This is a genomic window from Armatimonadota bacterium, from assembly GCA_036504095.1.
In the GTDB taxonomy this organism is placed as follows: domain Bacteria; phylum Armatimonadota; class DTGP01; order JAKQQT01; family JAKQQT01; genus DASXUL01.
The window spans coordinates 55,189-75,115 of record DASXVS010000042.1 but is presented as its reverse complement, the minus strand read 5'-3'; the positions used below and the strand labels follow the sequence as shown (position 1 = coordinate 75,115).

Sequence of the window (19,927 nt, the reverse complement as noted above, 5' to 3'; positions counted from 1 at the left end):
GGATGTGGCCGTGCTTTCACTTCTTCCAGCTCAGGCAGGTACCATCCTCCCGGCCAGGATGCGGGCCGGGGCTGTCGGCGGAGATGGCATTGTCGTTCGGCTGGATCCTCAGGTAGCGGTGCGACGCCAGCGAAAGAAGCACGAGGTCCCCATAAGGCGTCTCCACCCACTGGAACGTCTCGCCGTCAGCGGGATCGCCTTTCCGCAGCATGACCTGGCCCGCCGTACCGGACGCAACCACCGAGACGAAGGCGTCGCCCGCCTGCAGCGCGACGCGCCCCTGCCCGCGGTCCACCACCTTGAACGCCGCGGCCGCCGAAGCCGCGCGCGCGTCATCCTTCGGCACAGCGATGAGCATGTGCCTGTCCGCGGCCAATACGGCTCCGCTGCCGAGGCTCGAAATCGTGATCGTCCGACCGAGCGGGATTGGTTTCGTCAATCCGTGCGGACGAGGCTCATCGATGGTCAAGCCGTCGAAGTCGGCGTAGCCCCCGAGTCTGCCGCCGGTGTTGTAGTGGAAGAGGGCGTAACGGACGCCCTCAAAAGTCTTCAACTGGAAGACCATGGCGAACTCGCCGCCCAGCGGGGTGAACGTCGCGCCATCGGTGCTGTAGCTGAATCGCGCAATCTCCGTCAGGAAATCGCACTCCGCCCGCAGCCACACGCGCCCGGCTGACAGGGGAACGCGCACGGTCTCCCCCGTTGTCTGGTCGTACCTCTCCAGCGCCCACCCGTCTGTGCTTCGGTGGACGCCGATCCAGGCGTAGGGGAGGTTCAGGAGCGCCAGGCCGGCGATATCCCCAGCCTTCATTCCTTTCGTGTCCAGCACGGCGGTCGGATTCGACGCCGGCCCAACGGAACGCTGGGTGAGCGTGTTGCGCGCCCACCAGAACTCCGCGGCGGGCAGCGAGTGGAGGCGCAGGAAGCCGGGCCGCTCCGTCAGCGACCATTTCGTGTCATCGGGGGCGTGGTTCCATTGCCAGATGGGATTCAGGGCCGGCGACGAGAAATCGTCGCTCCGCTGATACGGCGCCGAGACGGGCGATACGTTTCCGGTGTCCGGCTTGACCCATATGCGGGGGGTGCGCCCCAGATTACCGGGGAGGCCGAAATAGGGCCAGCCGTCCTTCCACGTGATCGGCGCGAGGCAGGTGAGGCGCCCGACCGCGGTGTAGTCCATCTGCGAGAACCCCCAGAACACGTCCTTTGGCGTGCTCACTAATCCGCCCTGATGAAGGCCGCGGTTCCCAGCGCTCTTTGGGAGCGGCGGGTGCACCTTGAATGGCGGCCGGTAGTTGTTCGAACTCAGCCGGTGGACACCTCCGAGGCCGTAATCTTCGCCGATGCTGATGGCGGGGTTCACTTCGTAGGGGCCTTCCGGCTTGTCCGCGCGAGCGCAGGCCATGCGCATCGTCCCGTCAAACCAGGCGCTGGTGATGTAGTACTTGCCGTCAATCTTGTAGAAATGCGCGCCCTCGCCCATGAGGCTGTCGGGCGGGAACAGCGAGCGCTCGGTGCCGGGGACGATATCTGTGAGCTCGTCGTTCAATTGGGCGAACTTCATCTCGCGGTAGCCCCAGACGATGTAAACCTTGCCGTCATCGTCGAAGAGGACCGACATATCGTGGAACCCCTGCTTCATCACGGAGCGCTTCCAGGGACCCGCCGGGTCCCTGGCGCTGAGGATCTGCGTCGGCTGGCCCCGGACGTTGGAAAAGATGTAGAACGTGCCGTTGTGCCAGCGGAAGCTCGGGGCCCAGATACCCTGGCCGTAGATCTCCTTGCCGTCCTCGAGACGGTACTCCGGCCCGAAGTCGAGGCGGTCTACCGCGTAACTCAGGAACTTCCAGTTAACCAGATCCCGGGAATGCAGCACCGGCAGGCCGGGCATGGCGTGCATCGTCGTTCCGGTCAGATAGTAGTCATCGCCGACGCGGATCATATCGGGGTCGGAGAACTCATCGTAGAACAATGGGTTGGTGAACGTGCCGTTGCCGTTGTCGGCCGTCCACGTTGGCGCCGCTGCGTCCGCCGGTGTCAAGGCGGCCGATATGGCGAGGCCGGCCCCGATGAGCTTTACCTTTCGAGTATTCATTGTTGCGGATCCCTCCGTGTCGGAAGGCGCAAGCTCCCGGGGGCGCCTTTGGCCCGCGCGCGCTTGCCCCGGGAAAGCGGTGGCGCCGCATTCGCGGCGCGCCGGACGGCGTAATATGCGGGCTTGGGCCGCCCCTGCCGGTCGAAGAGCAACGGGTAGTCGGTCCGACCCAGTATGGGAAAGTTGTTGAGCCAGGAATCGCCGTCATGAGGCCCCCAGAGCGTTACCCGGCGGATGACGTCCCGGTGCCGGAGGAACATCTCAAAAGCCTGCCGATAGCGCTCGGCGTGCTTCCGGGCGACATCATCCGGCAGACCCGCGGCCCATGGGTCCATCACCGCCGCCTGTGCCGGCGTCATCGTTTCGCGCGTCGAAATGTCGGCCCCCTTGTACTGCGTTGGCAGCACGCCGATATCGAGTTCGGTTATCATCACTTTCAGGCCAAGCGCTCCGAACTCTTTGATGCTCTCATCCACCTCGGCGAAATCTGGGCTGTCCATGCGCCAGTGACACTGGATCCCGACCGCGTTGATCGGCACCTTTTCCGCGCGGAGCGAGCGGAGCAGCTTGAGCGCCTTGGCCCGCTTGTAACCCAGGTCGATGTTGTAGTCGTTGTAGACGAGGGTCGCATCGGGGTCGGCTTCGTGCGCGGCGCGGAACGCTTCGGCGATGTAGTCGTCGCCGATGGCCTTCTGCCATGGGGTGGGGCGCAGGAATTCGCCGGGGGCATCGCTGATGGCCTCATTGACGACGTCCCATTGCTTGACCCTGCCCTTGAAGTGGCCCACAACGGCGGCGATATGCTTGCGCATGCGCGCGAGCGCCACCTCGCGGCTCGGCGGCCGGCCGTCGGGGCCCTGGAAGAACCACGCCGGCGTCTGGCTGTGCCAGACCAGTGTGTGGCCAACAGGAACGGCCCCGCATTCCCGGGCGATCTCCACGAGACGGTCGCCGTCGGCGAATGTGAAACGGCCTTCCGAGGGCTGGGTGGCATCCGGCTTCATGCCATTCTCGCACGTAAAGGCACTGAAATGCCGTTTGGCGATGGCCAGGTCCATCGGCGCCATCCCATGCAGCGACGCGTAGTTCAGCGCGGTCCCGATTAGGAACGCACCCTTGAACGAGTCCTTCAGCGGCGGGACATCCCACGGCGCTTTATCTGATTGAGAGCCCGGCGAGGGTAACGCCGCCGCCAACAGGCCGGCCGCCGCCAGCAAGGCGCAAGATGCGAATCGGGTCTTCATTCCTTCGTCCCGGGCCGGTCGATCCGAGCGTCGCGCGGGTCGGGCCCAAATCCCTTCATTCCGGTATCTGTCGCTAGCGGACGAATGTGATGATGCGGTCCTTCGTCCAGTGATCCCTGTACCAGGAACTGGCTTCGAATGTATCGCCCACGGCGGTCATCCGGACCTTCAGCAGCTCGCGGAAGCGGTTCAGTGTATCCCTGTGCGCGGGGTCGCCGGCCAGGTTCTTTCGCTGGTAGGGATCCGCCTTGTTGTCGAAGAGCAGTTCGGACCGGTCCTTGCGGTACGTCGCGTACGTGTACTGCTTGCTCCGCAGGCCGCGCCATTCGTAGCCGTCCTCCCATATAGCGCACGCGCCGGTGTTTTGCATGAAGGCGGCCTCCGGCTCCGGGCCGGGCTTGCCGAGGGCGCAATGGCTCAGATCCGTGCCCTCCACTTTGGCCGGGATCGGGAGGCCGGCAAGCGAAAGCAGCGTGGGCATGATATCCGGCGTGTTGAGGCACGTGTCGCAGACGGATCCAGCGCGAATCTTCCCCGGCCAGCGCACGAGAAACGGTACGCGCACGGCTTCCTCGTAGAAGTTGTTCTTCGCGCGGCGACCCTGCGCCCCGAACATCTCCCCGTGATCGGAGGTGAATACCACGACGGTGTTCTCCCGGATGCCGGCCTTGTCGATCGCTTCCATCAGCCGCCCCAGGTTCCAGTCGATGTTGGCGACCATCGCATAGTACACCCGCATCCACTGCGGGAGCGCCTTTCGTTCATCCGGGCTGAGCCTGCCCCAGGCGTCCGCGTACGGGTCGTTTTCCGGCTTGTAGTTGGGCGGCAGCGGGAACTGGGCATCTGCGAATCGCGCCAGGTATTCCGGCGGGACGTTGCTCGTGTCCCAGGGGTCATGCGGCGTCCCGATTGAGAGGAACAGAGCGAACGGCTTGTCGCCTTTCGCGTAGTGTCCGATGCGTTCGATCGCCATATCTGTCTGTGCGTCCGGCTCATAGCCGTCGATGAAGATCTTCTTCGGGCTGTCGGTGTGGTAATACCCCTTGTAGTACTCGTGGTGAAATCCGTAGGACGCCCAGAATCCGTCAAAACCGAGGCGGTGCGGCCCCGGAGGCGTGTAGGAGTTCTTCGGGTCCTCGTGGTTGCCCAACTGGTTCGCATAGAGGTGCCACTTGCCGATATACGCTGTCTCGTATCCGCCGCGCGTCAGCACGTGGCCCATGCACTCGTGATCGGGGTTCATCCGCAGCTCATTGATCACCATTCCGGTGGAGGTGGTGTATAATCCGGTGAGCATCGAGGCGCGGTGAGGCGCGCAAACGGGGTGCCCGGAGACCGCGTTCTCGAAACTGGCGCTCCGCGCCGCGAACGAGTCCAGATTGGGCGTGTGCGCCTTGGTGTCGCCCGTATAACCGCACGACCGGTAGCGGAGTTGGTCCGCCAGGATGTAGATCACGTTCGGCCGCCTCGGAGGCGGCCCAGGGTTTCGAATCATCGCCTCTCCTCTCGGCGCCGCAATCAGGGACGCCGCCGCGGCTCCGGCGGTCTGTATGAATTTCCGCCGCGACAGCGACGGTGCCTCATGATCCGGCATGGTCTTTCCTCCATTGTCACGGCGGCGGCGCGCGCCGCCGGCCTACCAGTCCGCCTGAACGACGGGCAGAGGGTCCTGCGACAGAACGCTCGCGTCGAAGCAGCGCTTGAGCATTTCCATCTTCAGCGCTTTCCGCTTCGGGTCATCCCACAGGTTCACGTGCTCGCCCGGGTCCGATTGCAGGTCGTAGAGTTCGCCGATCTCCAGCCCGGCGTACGAAGTGATCTTGGCGGTGCGCGTTCGAAGTGTCGTCAGAAGAGGCTTCTCCTTCAATTTCCGGTGAAACGGCTGGCCGATGTAGTACTCGGCGTATGCCTGCTCCTTGTGCCGGCCAGGGTCGGCCGTCCCGGCGCAGATGTCGAAGAGCGATTCGCCCTGCACGCGCTCCGGGATCGGAAGACCGGCGGACGTCAGCAGTGTGGGCACGATGTCCACCAGTTCCACCAGCGCGTCGCTCCGGAGCCCCGCCTTGAAATGTCCCGGCCACGAGAAGATCAGCGGGACGCGGAGCGAGCAATCGTACATGTGGGGCCCCTTCAGGTACATCCCGTGGTCGCCGAGAAGCTCGCCGTGGTCGCTCATAAAGATCACGATCGTATTCTCGCGCTGGCCGGTCTCCTCCAGGGCCTTCAACATGCGTCCGACATTGTCGTCAACGTGCTCGATCATCGCATAGTATGCCGCCGTGACCTCTCTGCGCTCGCGAGGGCTCATCTTGCTGTAGCCCAGCAGCATCCCTCCGTAGGCGCCATCGTGGTCCACCCGCTGGAACACGGGCTTGTTCTCCAGCTCGCCTTCCACATAATCGGGGTCCGGCAGCTTGTCCGGGTCGTAGCGGTCCAGATATTCCTTCGGCGGATCAAACGGGTGGTGGGGAGCGAAGATATTCACGCTCATCAGCCACGGCCCGTTGCGCTTCTCCTTCATGAAGTCGATCGCGCGGTCCGCGCACCACGTCGTCTGGTGCAGATCCGCGGGCGCGCCGGCGAACGCCTTCCTGCCTCGAGGTTTGTAGATGTCCTTCCAGGCGACCCCTTTGGACGCCAGCCACTGCTGGTATTCGTTTTCCTTCCACTGGGGTGAGGGGTCGTGGCTCCAGTGGAACACGCGATATCCATCGTCGATCCGCTTTTCCACCCGGCCCTGGCACGGCGCAATGTGGAGCTTACCCGACAGGCCGCAGTCGTAGCCGGCATCGGCGAGCATCCGGGTGACGAGAACCTCGTGGGAGGGGATCGCCTGGCCGTTGCGCCGAGCGCCGGTCGTGCGCGGGTAGCGTCCCGTAAGGAAGCAAGCCCGGCTTGGCGTACACACCGGGCTCTGGGCGAAAGCCTGGGTGAACGCGACACCCTCGGCCACGAGCCGGTCGATGTGGGGCGTGCGGATATTGGGATTGCCGAGCGACGCGATCGTGTCCGCGCGCTGCTGATCCGTGCAGATCCAGAGGATATTGGGACGCTTCGGGTCCGCCGGGCCCGCGTTCCCCTGAGCTTGCGCAAGTTCGGTGTCCAGCATCATTCCCGCTGTCAATACGCCGGTGGTCTTCAGGAAGTCTCGTCGCGACATGAACGGGCTCTTCTCCATAGTGTTTTCAGCCTCTCCTGCCTGGACCGCCTCTCCATTCCGTTCCGTGCTCACTCCGGGAGCTTCGCCAGAACGATGTCGTCAACCCCGAGGAAGTAGTTAGTCGAGGCGGCATCCTTGCCGACGGCCGTGAACGTCAAATCGTGCGTGCCGGCCGTGAGCCTGGCGCGGCCGAGGACGTGGTCGAGCGATGCGATGGTCCCCGCCGCGTATGTCTTCTGCGGTTCACCCAGGGCCTTGCCGTCAAGGAATGCCTGGTAGGTGCCGTAGTCGTAGGAGTGGACCAGTTGCGTCGTGATCTCGTAGACGCCCTCGGAAGGCGCGCTGAATGGTATCGTCAGCGTTGCCCCTTCCCCGGTACCGCGGAAAAAGATGATGTCCTTCGTGAAATCGAGGCCTTTCTGGATCTCCGCCTCACCCTTCTCGGTCTTCACCTTGTCCAGGAGGCCCTCCGCCTGAATCACGGTGGCGTTTCCGTAGGGCGTGCGGGCATAGCCGGCCGGCAAGTCGGGAAGCGGCTTCAATTCCTTCTGGTACCAGAAAGCGACAGAGGAAAAATGGTCGGCGCGCTCCTCGAACCCCGAGCGCACGGAACCGTCCGTCTCATCGTTGAACGTCCAACCCTTGTGCTCGATTTCTAGTCGTAATGACTTCTTGAACGGGACGGGGTCAAGGATCTGCCAGCGATAGGCGCTGCACCGCGCGCCGACACCCTGGCCCTCTGCAACGGTGATGCCGTAGTACGGCCCCGTAGCTTCGTGGAAGCCCCAGGCGTCGTTGAAGAAGTCCTCGGTTCCGGTCCCTTGAATCGAGGCCTTTGTCTCGCCGTCCACGAACCACATGTCATCGCCCTCGCCGAACCAACCGGTGCGGTTCTGAACGACCGAGAGCACCGTGCCCACGTAGTGGCCCGTCCCCTCGATGTCGGCGATCACATAGTTCCTGCCGGGCGGCGCCGGGATGGCCTGGCGGTAGTGCGCGTGGAAATAGGCCACGTCGTTCGGGATTTTGTCCTGCTTCCGCCAATCCACGTGGAAATAGAACAAACCCACGCCCCGCGTGCCCTCGTTCGTCACCGTCACCCTCGCGTGTTTCCGAAACGGCATCGGCCAGTAGCAGTTGTGTGAGCGTCCGTCCGAGGAGTTCCGCACCGGCAGCGAATCCAGCTTGCGTTCGAAGCCATGGCCCACGCCGAAGAAATCACCGAGCGGGGTATCCACGCTGGGGAACGGGCTGTTATCCCAGTAGATGCGGAGGCGCAGCAGGCGCGGCCACGCGTACTCATTCGCGGAAAGCGTACACCAGATGTGGGTGATCGCGCCCGGGCCGTCGACGTCCGCCAGGGTGAGCGTCGCGCCCGCGGGAAGACGCTTGCTGTCATCGTTGCTGTTCAGATCGGCGTTGTTGGACGATGAACGAAGCGCGGTGTACGGCTTAAGGCGAGCCAGTTCCAATCCATCCATCGGATCCTGGGCCCGGGCAGTGAGGCAGGCGAGCGGCATCAGCGCCGCCGCGAAAACGAAATGGCGAACTCCCCACATTTTGCAGCTCCTTTGTGACGAACGGGACGCGTTCGGGCGCGCCAGGACAACCCGCCTTCGCCTTCCGGCTCCCCTGCCACAGTATGTCCTCCGCGCACACACAAGAGGGCACCCGATCCGCGTGATTTGAATCCCTGCCCGCCACAGCGGGTTTCCGGCCGGCCGGCCCCGGGTATCATGAGCGTGCAGGCATGTGGGGCCAAACCGCAAAAAAACATCGGCCCCCCGGGAGCGATGCGAACCCGCCCTCCGTTATACTGCGCGGTGAACGCCGGCAGACGGCGCGCTTCACCCACTTTGTCCGAATGGAGGAGAGACGATGACGCTGCCTTCCTGGCCCGAGTTACACGGCGCGGTAACGCATTTTCCGGTGGCGATGCTGATGGCCGCCTTCCTGTTTGACGCGGGCGCGACTGTGCTGCGGAAGCGCGAATGGGAGACGGTGGCGTTCTGGATGCTCGCGGTGGGCGTGGCCGGCGTCGCCGGCGCTATACCGAGCGGGCTGATGACCGCGGCAACGCTCTTTGGGGCAAGCCCGACGCCCCCGCACGTTTTCCTGATTCACCGGGCCATAGCGCTCTGCGCGGCAACGGCGGCCATCGTACACCTGGTCTTCCGTATCAGCCGGCGCGACGACCACGGAACGCAGACCCGCGCTGTGAGCCTCATGCTCGGAGCCTTCACGGCGCTCTGTGTGAGCATCGCCGGGTATCTGGGAGGCGCCATGGCGCTGGGTGGAGCGGCGGCCAGCCTTGGCGCTGCGCCGCCTGCTCCGGCAGCGGCGGGCGCCGTTCCCGCCGCGGGGGTGGCGTTGGGGCAAAAGCTGTTCGCAAGCACCCAGACCGGCTGCCGGAACTGCCACAAAATGGACGGTCTCGGCGGAACTGTCGGCCCCGACTTGACGCACGAAGCGCGCCGCCATGACACCGTGGAATGGCACATAGCGCACCTGACGAATCCTTCCGCCGTGCATCCCGGGTCCATGATGCCAAGCTTCTCCCGCCTCAAGCCGGAGGAACTGAAAGCGCTGTCCGCGTATTTGGCTTCCAGGAAGTAGCCCGGGTGAAATGACGGGCCCCACCCACTGTTGGAGGATGGCGGAATGATGCATGCGAGGTTCATGCTTGCGGCCGGCGCGCTGGCGCTCACGGCGGTTCTGGGCGGGAGGCCGGTGTACGCCGCGGAGAGAACGGTGTCGTTCCGCGTCACGTCCGCGTGTAACTGCGCCGAATGCGCTTTTTCCGCGCGGAGAGACATCCCCAGGATCCAGGGCGTGAAGGAGGCGCGGCTTTCGGTCAAGGACCGGCGGCTGGACGTGACCTTCGATGATTCCCGGAAGCCCGTCTCAACGCTGGCTCAGGCCATCGGCCGAACGGACCTGGGCAAGGGGTGCACGCTCGTCTGGGCGGTCGTCCCCGGGGCGGATCCGCAGCGCCTGGCGTCGGCGCTCGCGAACGTGCCGGGCGTCGCCTCCACGAAAGTGGACGGAAAAGCGAAGGCCGTGTTGGTAGCGTTTGCGCCAAAACCGGAGGTTTCCCTTTCTCAACTCGATGCCGCCGGCAAGGGGGAAACCGTTGCCCATCCGTAGACCTCTCGACACGCTCCTGCTGCTGGCGCTCGCCGCCGCTCCCGCCGCTGCCCACCACGGCAAGGATTTCATGTTGGTAGCCACGGATGATATGCCGCTTGCGGGCCACGCATATGCGAGCCTGTCCACAGACACCATCATCGCAAGGGACGGGAGCCGGACGACGGAAATCACTCCGGGGGTGCTGATCAGCCTCGGCGACAGGGTCTCCGTGGAGCCGCATTTCCACCTGTCGGCGCCTCCCGGCGGAGGGTACCGGTACGAGGCCACGGCCGGCGAGGTCCGTTACCGGATCGGCAACCTGCCCGGCTCTGAGTGGCGCGCGGCGCTCTCGCTTGAGGGCGAAAAGCCACGCGACAGTGAAGAGCACAGCAACGCTCAGGTGCGCGCGATATTGGCCCGGACGACGCCAAACACGCTCGTTGCGGTCAATCTGATCGCCGGCAAGGAGCTGGCTCCGGGCGGAGAGCGCAACTATGGGTTCGCGGTAGGAGCGCTGACGCCGCTGCCGAACGGCGATCGGGCGGGGTTGGAACTCGTCGCGCGCGCGCCGCTCGCAGACGGCGTCGAGCTGATGCCCAGCTACTACCACAGCAAGGGGCCACTGAGCGTGAAGGTGGGGGTCGGCGCATTCTTCGGACGGATGAAGACATCGGGAACGTTCCACACTGCATGGATCTGGCGGCTGTAGCGGTGGCTGGAGGTGGGAAGGTGGAGTTTCCGGAACCCGGCGCCGGCCTCGGCCGTGGAGCTGTGAAGCGCGGTTTGAACGTCTTCATCCGGCCTGGTTCGTCAGCCCCCGGTTTCAACCGATGAAAACGTTCCCCAGGCGTCCGCCCACGGAGATTCCGTCTATTGACGCCGTTGTACCACCGGAAGTATAATCAAGTCAAGCGCTTGACCCTTGAAGGGCAAGCGCTTGACTCATTCGTCGTTCCCTGCGCCCGCGCTCCTTAGTCGCGATAGGATATGTCCATCCATGCACACAGATACCATTTGGCTTGGGGACAACAGGCTGCCACTCCGTAGCCGGCCCGTCAGCGGAGCGTTCAGCTGCCTCGATGGCCAGACATACGCAACCATAAACAACGTCGATGCGATGCCGCCGTTCCTCATGAGCATCGTCAGTTTCAGCGACCTCTGGCTCTTCGCGGGCAGCAACGGCCCCTTCACCGCCGGACGGGTGGACCCGGACGGCGCGATCTTCCCGTACCTCACCGTGGACAAGATCGTCCGCACGCCGGACTCGGAAGGCGCGTTGACGATATTCCTCGCCCATCGAGGCGGCCGGACGTCCCTCTGGGAGCCGTGGCGCGAAAGCGGGCGCGCATATCGTATCCGCCGCAACCTCCATAAACACATCCATTGCGGGATCGTCGTCTTTGAGGAGATCAACGACGACCTCGGGCTGGAGTTCAGTTGGAGTCTCAGCGCCAGCGACGCGTACGGGGTTGTGCGCCAGTGCCGCCTGACGAACATCGGCGCCGATCCGGCGGAGATCCGCTACCTTGACGGGTGGCGACGGCTCATGGTCCCCGGGGTCTCCAACGACACCTACTCGCGCCACAGCTATCTGGCCGAGGCGTATATGCGCCACGAGCGCGTCCCGTCGCTTCCCCTGGGGCTGTTCACGCTGAACGCCGGCATCACAGACACGTCTGACCCGTATGAAACGCTGCGAGCGACCACGGCGTGGTCCATCGGCCATCCCAACCCGAGGTTCCTGCTGTGTGAACGGCAGTGCGAGGCATTCCGCAGCGGTGCGGTGCCGAACGACGAGCCGGAAATTCGCGGGGAGACCGGCGCCTTCCTCGCCGTGGACTCCGTGCAGCTCGCGCCGGGCGAGAGCCACGAATGGCTGAACGTGGTGGACACACGCATGGACCACGCGGCGATTGTCCGCCTCAAGCGTGAACTGCGGTCACCCGGCCACTTGCGGCAGGACCTTGAGGCGAGCCTCCGGGACAGCCTGAGCGGACTGCGCCGGCTGGTTGCCGGCGCTGATGGCCTCGAGGAAACGGCGGATGCGGCGGCCGGCGCCCACCATTTTTCCAACGTAACGTTCAATTGCATGCGCGGCGGCACGTTTGCGGATTCCGATCGCTTTCCCCGGACGGATGTCGCGGCGTTCCTGAGCGCGCGCAATACTTCGGTTGCCCGTCGCCACGCCGACTGGCCGGCGTCCTTGCCCGAGCGGCTGACGCTTCGCCAATTGCGTGAGGCGGCCGGGGCGACGGGGGACCCCGAACTGGTCCGCGTGCTGCGGGAATACCTGCCGCTCACCTTCAGCCGCCGGCACGGCGACCCCAGCCGGCCGTGGAACGGGTTTTCCATCCACATCAAGGACCCGGTGGGCGAGCCCGTGTATGGGTACCAGGGCAACTGGCGCGACATCTTCCAGAACTGGGAGAGCCTGGCGATGTCCTACCCGGAGGCGCTGGAGGCCATGATCGCGGTCTTCCTCAACGCATCCACCGCCGATGGCTACAACCCGCTGCGCATCTCCCGCGACGGCATCGATTGGGACGTGCATCATAGAGGCGACCCCTGGAGTTTCGTCGGATACTTCGGAGATCACCAGGTCATCTACCTGCTGCGCCTGCTCGAAATGTCGCATCGGTTCTACCCGGGCCGGCTCGCCGGAGCGTTGGGAGACTGCGATTTTGCCTACGCACACGTGCCGTACGAGATCGCCGGATTCGATGCGATGATCGCCGATCCGAGGCACACGATAACGTACAACCACGACCTGGACGACCGCCTGAGGCTGCGCAAGGCGTCTGAAGGCGCGGACGGCTTCCTCCTGAAGGATGCGGGCGGCAGGATTGTGCGCGTAACCCTGGCCGAAAAGCTGCTGGCGCCGCTCCTTGCGAAACTCTCGAACCTCGTGCCGGACGGCGGCACCTGGCTGAACACGCAGCGCCCGGAATGGAACGACGCCAACAATGCGCTGGCCGGATGGGGCCTGTCGGTGGTCACGGTGCAATACGTGCGGCGGTACCTCCGGTTCCTGGACACGCTGCTCAACGAGGCGGACGGTGCGGTGGTAAGCGTGACTGCCCCCGTTGCGCGGTTTGTTTCCGAAATGACGGCCATCCTGAGCGGATGGCGCGAGAGGGTCGACGCCGGCCTGGACGGCGCGGGCCGCTACGCGATGATGGAAGCGCTGGGCCGCGCCGGCGAAAACTACCGAAACACTCTGTACAGCGAGGGGCTCGAAGGCCGCTGCGAGGTGGGCACCGGCGATCTTCGCGCGTTGATCGCCGCCGCCGTGCCCATCGTGGACCATACGATCCGCTCGAACCGGCGCGAGGACGGCCTCTACCACAGCTACAACGTCCTCAGCGTTCCAGAGCCCGGGAATGCGGAGATCAAGCACTTGTATCCGATGCTGGAAGGGCAGGTGGCCGCGCTCAGTTCCGGGCTCACGACCCCCGAAGAGGCGCTGGGCATCCTCCGCGCCCTGCGGCAAAGCGATATGTATCGCGCCGACCAGCACAGCTACACCCTCTATCCCGACCATGACGTGCAGCCGTTCCTGAATCGGAACAACCTGCCGGAGGGGGCCGGGGAACGCGTTCCGCTTCTGGCCCGCCTCGTCGCGGCCGGCGATGTCTCGCTCGTCGTCCGGGACGAGCAAGGCGTCCTCCATTTCCAGGGCGATCTGCACAACGCCGTCGATCTCACCGCGCGCCTTGACACGCTGGAGGCCGCCGGACGCTGGGCCGATCGGGTGCGCCAGGATCGCAACGCCGTGATGGACCTCTGGGAAGACGTCTTCGTGCATAGCGAGTTCACGGGCCGCAGCGGCACTTTCTTCGCCTTTGAAGGGCTGGGGAGCGTCTACTGGCACATGGTCGCGAAACTCCTGCTTGCCACGCAGGAGTGCTGGCGCGCGGCGGTTGATGAAGGCGCCGCTCCCGGGGTGGTGGCTGGCCTGGCCGCCCGTTACGAGGACATCCGGAACGGAATGTGTTTCCGCAAGACGCCGCAGGAGTACGGAGCGTTCCCCACAGATGCCTATTCGCACACCCCCCGGCACAAAGGCGCCCAGCAGCCGGGCATGACCGGCCAGGTCAAGGAGGAGATACTGGCGCGGTGGGGCGAACTCGGAGTCGAAATATCGGGCGGACGTGTGCGGTTCGCGCCGCGCCTCCTCCGGCGATCCGAATTCCACGCCGGCGCGACGGAGTTTTCATGGGTCGATGTTGGGGGCGGGGAGCGCTCATGGAACCTTCCGGCGGGCAGCCTGGCGTTTACGTTCTGCCAGGTGCCGGTGTGCTACGAGATCGGCGCCGGCGCCTCGGTGTCGGTTCACCGCCGGGGTGGGCGGATCGACACCGTGGACGGCAACGCGCTGAACGCCGCCGACAGCGACTCGATTTTCGGGCGCAGGGGTGAGATAGACCGGCTGCGGATCACCGTCCCCGAAAAAGAAATTCAACAGGGGCCTTGACAGGACCTTTGGGATAGGGTATGCTTTAGTCAAGCGCTTGACTAAATATGGACAAGCGCTTGACTAAGGCGTCGGCACAGTCGCCGGCGCAAGCGGAAAAGAACCATGTCACTTCAAAGAATCGCAGACGAAACCGGGGTGTCCCCTTCCACCGTCTCCCGCGTGGTCAACAACAAACACGCGGGCAAGGTGAGTGAGGCCACAAGGACGCGCATCCTGGAAGTCGCACGCGCCATGCACTACCAACCCAACCCCCAGGCCGTCGCGTTGGCCACCGGGCGCCCGCCCAACACGCTGGGGCTTGTGATACCTTACTACTCGCACACTTTCCGCAGTTTCTACTTCTCGGAGATCTCTTCCGGCGTTCTGGATACCGCCGGACGGCACCGCATCGACGTGAACCTGCTGGTCCACCACGACGACACCACGGAGGGCTACCGGCGTCTGGTTTCCGGAAACCGCGTGGCCGGCGTCGTCCTGTTCGGCGGGGTATCCAATGAAACGGCAATCAGCGCCTGCCGCGCAGCGGGCGTGCCGTTTGTGGTGGTCAACCGCGACTCGGCGGACCGTGATGTTCCGAGCGTGGGGAGTGACAACGAAGGCGGCGGTTACGATGCTACCCGCCACCTCATCCGCCTGGGCCATACCCGCATCGCCTTCATAACCGGGCCCGCGGGACGGCCGGACGCGGACGGCAGGTATCAGGGCTACCGGCGGGCGATGGAAGAGGCCGGGCTGAGCGTGGTTCCGGGTCTCGTGGCGCAGGGCGATTATTCGGAGAAGGGCGGTCGCGAGGCGATGAGGCAATTGCTCGCCCAATCGCCGCGCCCGACGGCGCTTTTCGCCGCGAACGACCAGTCCGCCATCGCGGCGATGGCGGTCATCAAGCGGGCGGGGTTGAGAGTGCCGCAGGACATCGCGGTCGTCGGATTCGATGACATACCGCTGGCGCAGCACGTTGAACCGGCGCTGACGACGATACACCAGCCCACGTACCGCATGGGGCAGCGAGCGGCCGAGATGCTGATGGCAAGCATCGGCGCGGACGGCGCCGGATTGAACGAATCGGAAGAGCAGATTCTGCGGACGCGCCTCGTCGTTCGGGAGTCGTGCGGGGCACGTCGATCGCCCGATGCGGAGACCGATCAGGCCATCCGCCACGACACCCCCGCCGGGCGCCCGCTGATGTCATAGCGCTAGGGCCGGGACAGAGAATACCCAAATGGAGTTAGACACATGAAATATCAACGGAGAGGGTTCACCCTCATTGAATTGCTGGTGGTCATCGCGATCATAGCGATCCTGGCCGCCATCCTGTTCCCGGTCTTCGCCAAAGCGCGGGAGCGGGCCAAATCCACCGTCTGCATCAACAACGAAAAGCAGATCGGAATCGCCCTCACGCAGTATTCAAACGATAACGATGAGACGTTCCCGCCCGAGCGAATCCCGCCCAACTGGAACCTGGGATCGCCCACCTGGAAGGACGCGCTCGACCCGCTGATCAAGTCCAAGGACGTATGGATCTGCCCCAGCAACCGGTTCGCCTGGGCTCCTACTGGGGCGTCCGGTAAGGGCTATGGCGATGAGTGCGGGCGGTTCCCTCGTTCGTACGCGTACAATGGCGATATCTTCTATGTGAACCCCACCTATCAGAACAGGGGCATTCCGACCTCCGCGTTTAAAAGCCCGTCAGGGACCATTCTCTTCGTCGAATCGCGCTCCATCTATTCAGACCTTCGCGCCTATTCCGGCAACCAGGCGTTCCTGAACTGGATTCGCCAGCATGGGAACGCGACCGGCCTGAAAGACACCGAAGGCGGATTCACCACTCACAGCGGCATGGTCAACTTCATCTTCGCCGACACGCACGTGCAGGCGATGAAACTCGCGAAGACGTACGTGCCGCAGCAGATGTGGTCGCCTGACCCGGCCACAACCTACAGCGTGGCCTGCGCCCAGAACTACGCGGACATGCCCGCCCAGCTCCTGCCCGAGTACAGGTAAGAACCCCGGTGTCGAGCCGCCCCACGATAACCGCGGTACTGTTCGCTACGCTCGCGATGAACGCGAGGGGATCGGACAACCGCGTTTGGCTGGCCCAGCAGAACGACTTCGAGCGCTGCAAGGGATTCTCGCTGAATCTGGAAAACAGCGCTCCCGATGGACCGCTTCGCCTTGCCACCTTGAAAATCGTGCTGGGAATCGGCGACGGCAAGGCGTGGCGCTACATCGAACACACGCCCGCGTGGCGGTTGGACAAGGACTACACGATCCAGGCGGTCGTTTCGCCGGGTGTGGCGACGGTCTTCCTCGACGGCGTCCTCATCGGCGAAAGCAAAGGCGCGTTCGAACCGGCCGAAGTGAAGGCGGATTCGTTCCGAACGCCCGGATGGGCGAACAGCCCGGCCGAATACCTTGTGAACGAGGCGTCCCTCTCGCTCCGAACGGACACGGGACGCAAGGCGGATGCGCGCTGGCCTGCCCAAACCCCGGGCACGCTGGCGCTTCGGATGTTTGAACCACAGTCGCCGAAGCGCATCGCCTGGACAACGCGGTCCGGCGAGACGCTCACCGTAATCGCCAAGGTTCGCCTGACGAAAGCGCCGGACATCCGGACGCTGGCGCCGTTCGTGGATCGCTACGGGCAGCCTGTCCACTCCGAGTTCCCGGGTAAAGTCAAAAGCGACGCGGACCTGAAGGCCGCCATTGCCGACGAAGCCTCGCATACCGGCAAATGGGTGCGCTCCACGCGCCTCGATCGGTTCGGCGGCCGGACGGACGCCGGTTGGACCGGCGGAAAATCCGGCTATTTCAGCGTCACCAAACGGAACGGATACTGGTGGATGCTCTCGCCGGAAGGCAATCCGCTGTTCTATGTTGGCCTGTGCACCGTGGACCGCGCGGCGTGGGAGCGCACCCCGGTCACCGGCCGAGAATACCTCTTCGCCGAACTGCCGCCCCGCGATGGGGCCTTCGAACAGGCCTGGGCGAAAAGCCCGTGGGGCTGGAACGACAATGTCGATTACGTGTCGTTCTACACCGCCAACATGGTCCGTAAATACGGCCCGGATTGGTACGCAAAGACAGCGCCGGCGATCAGGCGCCGCCTCGACGCGTGGGGCTTCACCGGCGTGTCCAAGTGGTCCGACGCAACCCTTGAGGAAACGCCGAACATCGCCGTGATCTACTATCCCGGCGTGCCGACCCTGGCGGCGCACCCGGACGTGTTCGACCCCGCGGTTCAGGCGGCCTTCAAAGAAACCTTGCGCAAACAGGTCGAGCCGCGAAAGACCGACCCCTGGCTGGTAGGCTGGTCGGTCGGCAATGAGCGCGACGAGATCATCCTGAAATCGGAGATCACCGGGATACTCTCGAAGCCATCGTCGCCCGCCAAGAGGGCGATCATCGACAGTTGCCTCGATAAGACCTATAGCGGCGACGTCTCGGCGGCCGCGACGGCATGGAAAATCACGGCCGGCAGCCGCGACGAGCTTTACGCATCCACGCCGGCACCGAACGACGCCGACGTCGAGTTGATGCGGCATACATTCGCCGACAAGTACTACGGTTTCCTCTACGAAACCGTCAAAGGCCTGGATCCCAACCATCTCTACTTCGGCTTCTGGGTTGTGCCGTGGTGGTGGGAAAACCAGTCGGACTGGGCGCTCGCGGCCGCGCATTGCGATGTCCTCGGCTACGACCTGTATTCGGAGACGTTCTCGACCCCTGATATGGACCGCTGGATGCGGGAAGCGGGCAAGCCGATCCTGTGCGGCGAGTTCTCGTTTCCGCCGTTTGAAAATGGGCGGCGGGGCCTCGGCGTGTATTCGACGGTGTCCACGGAGGACAACCGCGATGCCGCCGGGCATTACCGACGCTGGCTTCACGACGCGGCCGCCAACCCGTACTGCGTGGGAGCGGGCTATTTCCAATACCGCGACCAGCCCGTCACGGGGCGCGGCCCGGGAGCGGGCGCCAATCTGGTGATTGGCGAGCACTATGCATTTGGCCTGGTGGATATCACCGACAGGCCTAAATGGGACCTGATTGATTCCGTGCGGACTGCCAACCTGGCTGCGACCGCGACACGCCTGGTGTCCGGCCACCCGTTGGACGCGCAGCCCGGAGGCAGCTTACCGAAGAACGAATAACCCTTCTCCCGCGCATTTTGGCGGGAGAGATTCCAAACTCCCCCTGTAGCGATCGAACGGCAGAACAGACCTCCACCTCCAAATCTGCGCTGAAGATCGTCACAGGCATCTCCCGGCTACACCCGATGGCCGGTTCGTGAAAACAGAACGCCGGCGCCGCCGACGCGAACGAGCAGGTTGGAACGTTCGTCGAGGGCGATGCCGTCGAACGCGGAAATCGATATTGCGGATGTAGAACAATAAAGCGCTCCTGACACTCAGGAAGGCTCGTACATTCGCTGAGAACGACGCAACATGGAGGAATAAATGAGATCACTGATCAGAAACATTGCCATCTGCGCCTTGCTGGGCACCGCCGGAGCGAGCGCGCAGGTAACCGTCGGTGTGGACTCCACCAAGGCCTGGATCGGCTACATGAATGTCACGGAGTTGTCCGGAGCCGCCGCCTTCAGCTCGGCATGGGCCACGGCCGACCTTCCCGCCACTTTCAACGGCACGACGCTCACCCTGACCCCCAACACCAACATCGACGCGACTAACCCGCTCGATCCCTATTGGTGGACCGGGCCCGGCCCGGGCACCGGCAACAAAATCATGGAAGCTCTCTTCTACGTTGAAGACAGCACCACACTGCCGGGCAAGGATGTGACCTTCTCCGGCAACGTCATCGCGAACACCCTCGTGAGCCCCTATGCTTCCGTCATCTTCATCAAGGACTTCGCCCCGGACTTCTCCACCCATACAGGCGTGGAAATTCCGGTTGTCCCCGGTCCGTTCAGTATTCACTTTCAGACCACGGCGGGGGACCACGTTCAGTACGGATTCGCCACAAAGGGGCCGAATGCCCGCTTGAGCGAGGTTGCCGGACTCGGATCCGTGCAGATTACGGCGACCTCTTCACCGGTGGAAGAGGTAACCGTGGGTTTGGACCCGGCGGCGGCCTGGATCGGCTACATGAACTGGTTCAGCCTCCCCACCGACGGCGGAGCGTACATTGGAGGAAGCGTTTGGGCCGTGGCTGACCTTCCCGCCACATGGAACGGGGCCGTCCTGACGACATCCCCTAATACCAGCATCTCCGTCAATAACCCTCCGGGACTGGACCCTTTATGGTGGAAAGTCGACCCTTCGGGCCCGGGCGGGTATTCCGCTAACAGGACCCTCGAAGCCCTGGTCTACGTGCAAAATGACACAACGCTGCCAGGGAAGCTCGTGCACTTCACCGGCAAGGGACTGGCGAACACCCTGGTGAGCCCGTACTCCTGCAACGCCTTCGTTCGGGATTTCAACGCCGGCTATTCCGCGTTCACCGAAGCGACGGCGCCGCTGGTCAACGGGACGTTTACCGTCACACTGCAGACGCACCCTGGCGACCACGTGCAGTACGGCTTCGACACCAAGGGCCCGCCCGCGCAGCTGGCGAACGTTGCTACACTGGGCAGCGCACAGATGACCGCGGCCGCCGTGCCGTACACCGTGGCCGAAGCGGTCACGGCTCTCAAAGAGTGGGGAGGGCTGGCCGCGGCGACCGCGGCGGATGTAACGCGGTTTGACATCGAAACCCCTGCCGGCATCCAGCTCACCGACGTCCTCCGTATCGTTCGAAAGGTGAACGCCAAGGATCCAAATCCGTAGGCCGCAAGGGCGGTTCCCCGACTCGACGGCCGGATTCCG

At 64.2% G+C, this 19,927-nt stretch carries 13 protein-coding genes; 8 read left to right on the top strand and 5 right to left on the bottom strand.

Features of this window, described 5'->3' with window-relative positions:
- Positions 1-16 precede the first annotated feature (16 nt).
- From VGM51_08775 to VGM51_08755, 5 genes are all read right to left on the bottom strand, one after another.
- Positions 17-2,095: a glycoside hydrolase 43 family protein gene (locus tag VGM51_08775; protein HEY3413137.1), complete on the bottom strand. Its 2,079-nt coding sequence runs from the start codon at positions 2,093-2,095 to the stop codon at positions 17-19.
- The gene (locus tag VGM51_08770; GenBank protein HEY3413136.1) at positions 2,092-3,339 is read right to left on the bottom strand and encodes an endo-1,4-beta-xylanase; all 1,248 of its coding nucleotides are present in this window, start codon (positions 3,337-3,339) and stop codon (positions 2,092-2,094) included. The genes VGM51_08775 and VGM51_08770 overlap by 4 nt, the downstream gene beginning before the upstream one ends.
- A gap of 73 nt (positions 3,340-3,412) precedes the next feature.
- Complete coding sequence (locus tag VGM51_08765) at positions 3,413-4,834, bottom strand: sulfatase (GenBank protein HEY3413135.1); 1,422 nt, start codon at positions 4,832-4,834, stop codon at positions 3,413-3,415.
- Between the two features lie 141 nt (positions 4,835-4,975).
- The gene (locus VGM51_08760; protein HEY3413134.1) at positions 4,976-6,499 is read right to left on the bottom strand and encodes a sulfatase-like hydrolase/transferase; all 1,524 of its coding nucleotides are present in this window, start codon (positions 6,497-6,499) and stop codon (positions 4,976-4,978) included.
- Positions 6,500-6,567: 68 nt separating this feature from the next.
- Positions 6,568-8,058, bottom strand: coding sequence for a glycoside hydrolase family 172 protein (locus VGM51_08755; protein ID HEY3413133.1), 1,491 nt, complete (start codon positions 8,056-8,058; stop codon positions 6,568-6,570).
- Positions 8,059-8,377: 319 nt separating this feature from the next.
- Between VGM51_08755 and VGM51_08750 the strand changes: the two genes are divergently transcribed.
- The 8 genes from VGM51_08750 to VGM51_08715 all read left to right on the top strand — a co-directional run bounded on the left by VGM51_08750 (position 8,378) and on the right by VGM51_08715 (position 19,888).
- Positions 8,378-9,115 carry a DUF2231 domain-containing protein gene (locus tag VGM51_08750; protein HEY3413132.1) on the top strand — a complete coding sequence of 246 codons (738 nt, stop codon included), beginning with the start codon at positions 8,378-8,380 and terminating at the stop codon, positions 9,113-9,115.
- 45 nt (positions 9,116-9,160) lie between these two features.
- Positions 9,161-9,646 (top strand): hypothetical protein, encoded by a 486-nt coding sequence (locus tag VGM51_08745; GenBank protein ID HEY3413131.1) that lies wholly within the window; start codon positions 9,161-9,163, stop codon positions 9,644-9,646.
- Positions 9,633-10,337 (top strand): hypothetical protein, encoded by a 705-nt coding sequence (locus VGM51_08740; protein HEY3413130.1) that lies wholly within the window; start codon positions 9,633-9,635, stop codon positions 10,335-10,337. Before VGM51_08745 ends, VGM51_08740 begins: the two co-directional genes overlap by 14 nt.
- A gap of 288 nt (positions 10,338-10,625) precedes the next feature.
- Complete coding sequence (locus tag VGM51_08735; GenBank protein HEY3413129.1) at positions 10,626-14,102, top strand: hypothetical protein; 3,477 nt, start codon at positions 10,626-10,628, stop codon at positions 14,100-14,102.
- Positions 14,103-14,207: 105 nt separating this feature from the next.
- Entirely contained in the window at positions 14,208-15,296 is a 1,089-nt protein-coding gene (locus VGM51_08730; protein HEY3413128.1) for a LacI family DNA-binding transcriptional regulator, read from the top strand.
- Between the two features lie 42 nt (positions 15,297-15,338).
- Complete coding sequence (locus VGM51_08725) at positions 15,339-16,106, top strand: prepilin-type N-terminal cleavage/methylation domain-containing protein (GenBank protein HEY3413127.1); 768 nt, start codon at positions 15,339-15,341, stop codon at positions 16,104-16,106.
- An 8-nt stretch (positions 16,107-16,114) separates the two neighbouring features.
- Positions 16,115-18,253 (top strand): glycosyl hydrolase, encoded by a 2,139-nt coding sequence (locus VGM51_08720; GenBank protein ID HEY3413126.1) that lies wholly within the window; start codon positions 16,115-16,117, stop codon positions 18,251-18,253.
- 306 nt (positions 18,254-18,559) lie between these two features.
- Complete coding sequence (locus tag VGM51_08715; protein HEY3413125.1) at positions 18,560-19,888, top strand: hypothetical protein; 1,329 nt, start codon at positions 18,560-18,562, stop codon at positions 19,886-19,888.
- Positions 19,889-19,927: the final 39 nt, after the last annotated feature.

Excerpts from the sequence above, each read along its gene's own strand:
- VGM51_08775 (HEY3413137.1), bottom strand. The coding sequence starts at position 2,095 with ATGAATACTCGAAAGGTAAAGCTCATCGGGGCCGGCCTCGCCATATCG.
- VGM51_08770 (HEY3413136.1), bottom strand. The coding sequence starts at position 3,339 with ATGAAGACCCGATTCGCATCTTGCGCCTTGCTGGCGGCGGCCGGCCTG.
- VGM51_08765 (HEY3413135.1), bottom strand. The coding sequence starts at position 4,834 with ATGATTCGAAACCCTGGGCCGCCTCCGAGGCGGCCGAACGTGATCTAC.
- VGM51_08760 (HEY3413134.1), bottom strand. The coding sequence starts at position 6,499 with ATGTCGCGACGAGACTTCCTGAAGACCACCGGCGTATTGACAGCGGGA.
- VGM51_08755 (HEY3413133.1), bottom strand. The coding sequence starts at position 8,058 with ATGTGGGGAGTTCGCCATTTCGTTTTCGCGGCGGCGCTGATGCCGCTC.
- VGM51_08750 (HEY3413132.1), top strand. The coding sequence starts at position 8,378 with ATGACGCTGCCTTCCTGGCCCGAGTTACACGGCGCGGTAACGCATTTT.
- VGM51_08745 (HEY3413131.1), top strand. The coding sequence starts at position 9,161 with ATGATGCATGCGAGGTTCATGCTTGCGGCCGGCGCGCTGGCGCTCACG.
- VGM51_08735 (HEY3413129.1), top strand. The coding sequence starts at position 10,626 with ATGCACACAGATACCATTTGGCTTGGGGACAACAGGCTGCCACTCCGT.
- VGM51_08730 (HEY3413128.1), top strand. The coding sequence starts at position 14,208 with ATGTCACTTCAAAGAATCGCAGACGAAACCGGGGTGTCCCCTTCCACC.
- VGM51_08725 (HEY3413127.1), top strand. The coding sequence starts at position 15,339 with ATGAAATATCAACGGAGAGGGTTCACCCTCATTGAATTGCTGGTGGTC.
- VGM51_08715 (HEY3413125.1), top strand. The coding sequence starts at position 18,560 with ATGAGATCACTGATCAGAAACATTGCCATCTGCGCCTTGCTGGGCACC.